Origin of the sequence: Nocardioides sp. (genome assembly GCF_004803405.1) — a bacterium.
Taxonomy (GTDB): domain Bacteria; phylum Actinomycetota; class Actinomycetes; order Propionibacteriales; family Nocardioidaceae; genus Nocardioides; species Nocardioides vastitatis.
The window spans coordinates 58,365-64,727 of record NZ_SSXI01000004.1; the positions used below are offsets into that span (position 1 = coordinate 58,365).

Genomic DNA, 6,363 nt, shown 5'->3' on the forward strand with positions numbered 1-6,363 from the left:
CTGATCCTCCCTACGGTCCTCAGCAGAGGCTCTGCCGCAGGCCCCGAAGGGTCGGGTCCCGCGGTCAGCCACAGATCAGGCATCGCATCCAGCGACGGAGGCCACGATGAAGGTCCTGCGCATGCGGGAGTTCGGCAAGCCGACCCGGGTTCCGGAGCTCGTCGAGTCAGACCCCCCCGAGCCTGCAGGAGGGCAGGTGGTCGTGGCGATGGAGGCCGCACCGATCAACCCGTCCGACCTGCTCCTCATCAGGGGCTGGTACGGCCATCGTCCAGCACTTCCCGCCCCGCTGGGCACCGAAGGGGTGGGTCGGATCACCTCGGTCGGCGCTGGCGTCGACCGCTCTCGTCTCGGCGAGCGGGTGATGATCCTGCCGACCCTGCAGCACGGAACCTGGCAGGAGCAGGTCGCGATCTCCGAGGCCGCAGCCATCCCCGTCGATCCGGCAGCCGACCTGCTGCAGCTGGCGATGCTCGGCGTCAACCCGATGACGGCCGACCTTCTCCTCCATTCCTTCGTCGACCTGCCATCGGATTCCTGGGTGGGACAGGCCGGCGGCACCTCGGCCGTCGGTCGCTACGTGATCGCGTTGGCGAAGCAGGCCGGTCTCCGGACCCTCAGCGTCGTACGTCGTCCCGAGGCCGCCGCGGAGCTCCTCGAGCTCGGCGCCGACGCCGTCGTTGTGGACGGTGAGGACCTCGGCGAGCAGGTTGCGAAGGCGCTCGGTGATGAGCGGCTGTCGCTGGTGCTCGACCCGATCGCCGGCGAGGCCGTCGGCAAGCTCGCCGCCAGGCTCGCCCACGGCGGCACTCTCGTGAGCTACGGCGGGATGAGCGGTGCCCCCGTCACCGTGGCGCCGGCGGACCTGATCTTCGGTGACCTCCACGTCCGAGGCTTCTGGCAGAAGCACTGGCTGGACGTCACGCCGGCCGAGGAGATCACGGCGCAGTACGCCCGGCTGGCCTCACTGGTCGCCGACGGCACCCTCCACGTCCCGGTCGCCGCCTGCTACCACCTCGAGCGGCACCAGGAGGCGATCTCACACGCGACGGACGTCGGTCGCGGCGGCAAGGTGCTCTTCACGTGGTGACAGCTGGGAAGGACGGCGGACGCGATCGCGATCGATCCCCGGGGCGCTGACCTCAAGCGCTTCCTCAGCGAGGATCACGGCGGCCCGGTCGTGATGCTGAACCTGCTGCGCTTCGCCGACGACGGCCGCGCCTCTTATCAGCGCTACGTCGACGCGCTCCGGTCGCAGTTCCTGCCTCGCTACGGAGGTGAGGTCCTCTATGTCGGTGACGGCTCCACGACGCTGGTCGGCGAGGACGGTCAGAGCTGGGACACGGTTCTGCTCGTGCGGTATCCGACGCGCCAGGCTTGCCTTCAGCCAGATGGTGGCCGACCCCGAGTACCAGCTCGTGACGCCGCTGCGCACCCAAGCGCTCAGCGAGGCGGTGTTGCAGGCGACCGTGGCCTGGAGGGAGGACCGGCCGAGCCCTGAGGTCGGCTGAGAGCCGATCGTGGGAGCGGACGTCCCCTCACGCCACCGAGTTCAGCAGCTCCGCGGGCACGTCGGGACGCTCCAGCGCGACGAAGTGACCGGCGCCCGCGACCTCGGTGAACTCCGCGGCGGCGAGCAGCTGCTTGTTGGCTTGTCGATCCGACCGGCGGGACCAGTCCCTCTCGCCGTACACGAGGTGGATCGGTGCAGCGACCTCGGTGTAGCGCGAACGGGCGGTGATGAGGCTAGGGAGGTTGCCATACACCGCTCGGGCTACCGCCGCGTAGCCAGGTCGGCGGCCGACCTTGAGCAGTTCATCTAGGTAGTCGGGGCGCAGCGCACTCTTGTCGGCGAGACCGCCGCGGAGGACCGCGCGCATGATCGGCTTCGGCTCCACGCCTGCGAGCGTCGGTCCGATGCCCGGAGCGAGGACGCCAGCGATGATCAGCCGGGCGAGAAGGCTGGACCTGCTGATCCCTGCCCTGTAGTCGTAGGGGTTGATCGAGATGACCCGGCGGACGCGCTCTGGCAGGTCCGCTGCCGTCGTGAGGGCGAGTACGGCGCCCATTGACTCGCCGAGAAGTGTCACGTCCCGCAGATCGAGTTGCAACATGAGCTCCTTGACGGCTGCCCGCATCGCAGGCTCGTCGTGGGAGGCGCCGGGGACGATCTCGGAGTACCCCATGCCTGGTAGGTCGAGGGCGTACACCGTGTAGCGGTCCTGGACCAGTGGAATCAGGTGGCTGAAGTGCTCGGCCTGGGTGCGCACGGTATGGAGCAGGACGAGCGGCGAACCTGTCCCGCCGGCGAGGTAGCGCAGTCGGCCGTGGCCCTGCGTTCCCGGGGCGGTCGGGTCGAGGAAGTGGCTGCTGGTTCCCGCGATTCGGATCGTCGACTCAGTTTCGCTGGACATGGTCGTCTCCTCAGACGTGTGGTTGGACGTTGTGCGGCCTGGTCGGTGCGACGGCACGTATCCGTGCTCAGTGCGCCAGGACCACGGCATCGGTCTGCTCCGTCTCCGGGGTTCGCTCGTTGGTCATGGTGAGCGCAGCGACCGACGAGGCGAGTGCAGTGGCCGCGATGAACAGCCAGGCCCACCTGACGGTGTCCAGGTTGGCGACGCCGGTGTCGAGGATGCCGACCAAGATGGCGACGCCGAGGACGAGTCCGACCTGGCGGGCCATGCTGATGATGCCGCTTCCGGTGGACGACTGTGCCGGTGGCAGGGTGGCGGTCGCGGCTGCGACCAGGTTCGGGAGTCCGAGACCGACTCCGGCGCCGATGATGAGCCATCCGGGAAGCACGGTGCTCCAGTAGGACGGGTCAGTCGTGAGCCCGACGAGCAGCAGGGTCGCGCCGACGGCGACCACCACGCCGCCCGTGGCGATCAGCCGTGACGGGTGGAAGTGGCCGAACAGCCGGCCCGCGAGAATGCTGGCGACAGGTACGACGAGCGGGCCGGCGGCGATCGCGAAGCCGGTTTCGAGTGCGGAGAACCCCCAGACCTGCTGCATCCACAATATCGCGAGCAGGAGCGCCGCCCCGAAGCTGCCGTTGAAGAGCAGCGTGGCGATGTTGACCGAGGTGAAGGACCGCACGCGGAACAGGCCGGGATCGATCACGGGATTCGGGTGACGTCGCGAGAAGGCGACGAAGACCAGGAGCGCGGCGGCCGCTGCAACGAAGGCGCTGATGGTGCGGTTCGACGACCAGCCCCAGTCGTTGCCCTGCACGAGTCCGAGAACCAAGGCGCCGACGGCGACCGCGAGCAGCAGTGCGCCGATCAGGTCCGGCCGCGGAGCGCCTTCGTTGTGGCGGGCGTCCGGGACCAGGCGCATGGCAGCCGCCATCAGCGCGATGCCGACCGGCACGTTGACCCAGAAGGCCCAGTGCCACGACAGTTGGACCAGTACCCCGCCCGCGGCGGGGCCGAGCGCGGCTGCGATAGCGCCGCTCAGAGCCCACCCCCGCGCCGCGGAAGGGCGGCGCTCGGGTGGGAGAGCGGCGAGGAGGAGACCGAGGCTCGCCGGCGTCATGACGGCCGCGCCGACCGCCTGAAGGGCGCGCAGCGCCACCAGCGTCCAGACGTCGTCGGCGTACCCGCAGGCCAGGCTGGCGGCAGTGAACAGCGTGAGACCGGCGATGAATCCGCCCTTCTGGCCGTAGCGGTCGGCGACGCGGCCCGCCGGGATGAGCAGCGCAGCGAACACGACCGCATAGGCGTTGAGGATCCAGCTGAGGTCGCCGAGGGAGGGCGGATGAACGGCGCCCGTACTGAAGTCGCGACCGATGTCGTCGAAGGCGACGTTGACGATGAACAGGTCGAGACCGGCGAGAAAGCTCGCGCCGGTCAGGATCGCCATCACCGCGAGCGTGCGCTGCTGACTTGCCGACTGCATAGTCAGGTACCGTAGAGATCTGGCTATGGATAACGCAAGTCAGACCCTGTAAGATGTGCTCATGTCCGTGCAAGTGGCAGGAGTGCTGGCCGAGCGGGGTGACCGCGCCCTGGGGGACAGGTGCCCGTTGGAGCGCACTCTGGGCCTGGTCGGCAACCGCACCGCGCTGCTGCTGATCCGCGAGGCGTTCTACGGCGCGACGCGATTCGACCAGCTCTGGCAGCGGGTCGGCGTCACCGAGGCGGTCGCGGCGCAGCGGCTGCGCGGTCTCGTCGCGGCCGGGGTGCTTGAGAAGCAGCCCTACCAGGAGCCGGGCCAGCGCACCCGCCACGAGTACGTCCTGACGCCCGCCGGGCACGACCTGACGCCGGTGGTCCTCGGCCTGCTCCAGTGGGGCGCGATCCACGCGCCGGACGACGGTGGCGTGGCGATGACCCACGTCGGCTGCGGTGCCGAGGTTCGGGCGGCGGTGCGCTGCGCGGCCGGCCATGACGTGGCTGAGTCAGAGGTCCTCGTCGCAACCCGCAAGTGACGGGATGGTGACGATGAGCGGGGGCGAGGAGCTGAGACTCGAGAGCCTGGTCGGCGCGTGGCGGCTCAGGTCGGCCGTTGCTACGGATGCCAACGGCAGGACGTGGAATCCGTTCGGGGAGGAGCCGGAAGGGATCCTGCTCTACACCACGGACCGGTGGGTCTCAGCCACCATCGCCGCAAGCGGGCCCGAGTCCGGTCGGTGTTTCTATGCGGGCACGGTGCAGATCGCCGGCGACCGGCTCGAGCATCACGTCGCGGTAGGGCAGCCTCCCTTTGGGCCGGGCACCGTTCAGGTCCGGCAAGGTCGCCTCGTCGATGACGAGCTGGAGCTCGCCGCTCACGCGACGGATCCTGTGCCGGTGACGACGCGACTGAGGTGGCAGCGCCCCTCGACGGCCGAGAGTGAGGACGTGTCGACGGACAGCCCCGGCGGTAGCTAAATGACCGCGCGCATGAGGGGGACCGGCGGTCAGCCGACGTTCCAGGTGTCGCCGGCGTTGATCAGCTGGGTGAGCCGATCGGCGTCGGTGCCGTCCACCGAGGCACGCGCCTCGGCGACCTGGGCGCGGGCGAGGTCGTCGTACGGCCGCTCGACCTGGCGGAAGATGCCGATCGGGATCGGGCCGCCGGCGCCCAGGGGGCCGGCGGTTTCGCCCATGGGGGAGATGGCGAACTGGTCGGCCGGGTCGGCCGCGGGCGGGTCGTGGGCCCAGGCGCGACCGTTGACCGTGACCTCGACGCCGGGCTCGAGGCGCAGCAGGTGGGTGTTGGCCTCGGAGCCCTTGATGGCGTCGAAGGCGCCGTCGTTGAAGATCGGGCAGTTCTGGTAGATCTCGACGAACGAGGTGCCGCGGTGGGCGGCGGTGGCGGAGAGCACCGCGGTGAGGTGCTTGCGGTCCGAGTCGATGGTCCGGGCGACGAAGGTGGCCTCGGCGCCCAGGGCCAGGGAGACCGGGTTGAACGGGTGGCCCAGGGATCCCACGGGGGTGGACTTGGTGACCTTGTCGACCTCGGAGGTGGGTGAGTACTGGCCCTTGGTGAGGCCGTAGATCCGGTTGTTGAACAACAGGATCGTCATGTTGACGTTGCGGCGCAGGGCGTGGATCAGGTGGTTGCCGCCGATCGAGAGCGCGTCGCCGTCTCCGGTGACGACCCACACCGACAGGTCCTCGCGGGCGGTGGCGATCCCGGTCGCGATCGATGGGGCACGGCCGTGGATGGAGTGCATGCCGTAGGTGTCGAGGTAGTACGGGAACCGGCTGGAGCAGCCGATGCCGGAGACGAACACGATGTTCTCGCGGCGCAGGCCGAGGTCGGGCAGGAAGGACGGCACGGCCTTGAGCACGGCGTAGTCGCCGCATCCTGGGCACCAGCGGACCTCCTGGTCGCTGGTGAACTCCTTGGCGGTCTGCGGTCCGTCGGCGGCCGGGATCAGGTCGGTGCCCGAACGATACGTCGGCAGGGGAAGTTCGAGAGCGGTCACGCGCGCCTCCTACCCGACGGCAGCCGCGGCGACTGCAGGGTGGTCATGATCCGACAGGTCGGTCGATGAAGCGCCTCCGGGCGAGCCGACGTCGCCGAAGAACTCCGCATTGATGCGAGTGAATTCGGCGGTTTCGTCGGGCACGTCGTCCTGGTTGAAGATCGTCTCTTGCGGGCAGACGGGCTCGCACGCGCCGCAGCCGACGCATTCGTCGGGATGGATGTAGAGCATGCGCTTGCCCACGTGCTGGCCGATGGCCTCGGCGAGCTCGGCGGCCTTCAGTGGGAGGCCGTAGACGTGGTTGTAGCCCTCGGCGTCGACCAGGAACTCAGCACGGATGAGGCGCGACGGCGGAAGTGAGTCGGCGATCCGCTCGATCTTGGCCTGCCGGATCCGGACCATGTGGTCGTGGTTGGCCGGGTCGTAGGAGATGTTCCCGTGGCCTT

6 protein-coding genes and 2 pseudogenes are annotated in these 6,363 nt (G+C 69.4%); 3 read left to right on the forward strand and 5 right to left on the reverse strand.

All coding sequences use genetic code 11. The features are described from left to right. Positions 1-106: 106 nt before the first annotated feature. A complete protein-coding gene (locus E7Z54_RS00430; protein ID WP_136430849.1) occupies positions 107-1,090 on the forward strand; it encodes a zinc-dependent alcohol dehydrogenase family protein in 984 nt (327 codons plus the stop codon). A 448-nt stretch (positions 1,091-1,538) separates the two neighbouring features. Here E7Z54_RS00430 and E7Z54_RS00440 read toward each other — a convergent pair whose 3' ends face one another. Together E7Z54_RS00440 and E7Z54_RS00445 are read right to left on the reverse strand one after the other, a co-directional pair. Then, the gene (locus E7Z54_RS00440; protein WP_136430850.1) at positions 1,539-2,414 is read right to left on the reverse strand and encodes an alpha/beta fold hydrolase; all 876 of its coding nucleotides are present in this window, start codon (positions 2,412-2,414) and stop codon (positions 1,539-1,541) included. Positions 2,415-2,481: 67 nt separating this feature from the next. After that, entirely contained in the window at positions 2,482-3,864 is a 1,383-nt protein-coding gene (locus E7Z54_RS00445; protein WP_240769430.1) for an MFS transporter, read from the reverse strand. A gap of 97 nt (positions 3,865-3,961) precedes the next feature. Between E7Z54_RS00445 and E7Z54_RS00450 the strand changes: the two genes are divergently transcribed. After that, positions 3,962-4,432, forward strand: a complete 471-nt coding sequence (locus E7Z54_RS00450; RefSeq protein ID WP_136430852.1) for a winged helix-turn-helix transcriptional regulator — start codon at positions 3,962-3,964, stop codon at positions 4,430-4,432. Positions 4,433-4,445: 13 nt separating this feature from the next. Beyond that, positions 4,446-4,568, forward strand: a pseudogene (locus tag E7Z54_RS24300) (hypothetical protein); the annotation flags it as partial. Between the two features lie 27 nt (positions 4,569-4,595). Here E7Z54_RS24300 and E7Z54_RS23900 read toward each other — a convergent pair. From E7Z54_RS23900 to E7Z54_RS23905, 3 genes and pseudogenes are all read right to left on the reverse strand, one after another. Then, positions 4,596-4,775, reverse strand: coding sequence for a hypothetical protein (locus tag E7Z54_RS23900; RefSeq protein ID WP_240769431.1), 180 nt, complete (start codon positions 4,773-4,775; stop codon positions 4,596-4,598). A gap of 128 nt (positions 4,776-4,903) precedes the next feature. Then, positions 4,904-5,917, reverse strand: a complete 1,014-nt coding sequence (locus tag E7Z54_RS00460; RefSeq protein ID WP_136430854.1) for a 2-oxoacid:ferredoxin oxidoreductase subunit beta — start codon at positions 5,915-5,917, stop codon at positions 4,904-4,906. Between the two features lie 9 nt (positions 5,918-5,926). Beyond that, positions 5,927-6,157 (reverse strand): annotated as a pseudogene (locus E7Z54_RS23905) (4Fe-4S binding protein); the annotation flags it as partial. Positions 6,158-6,363 lie beyond the last annotated feature (206 nt).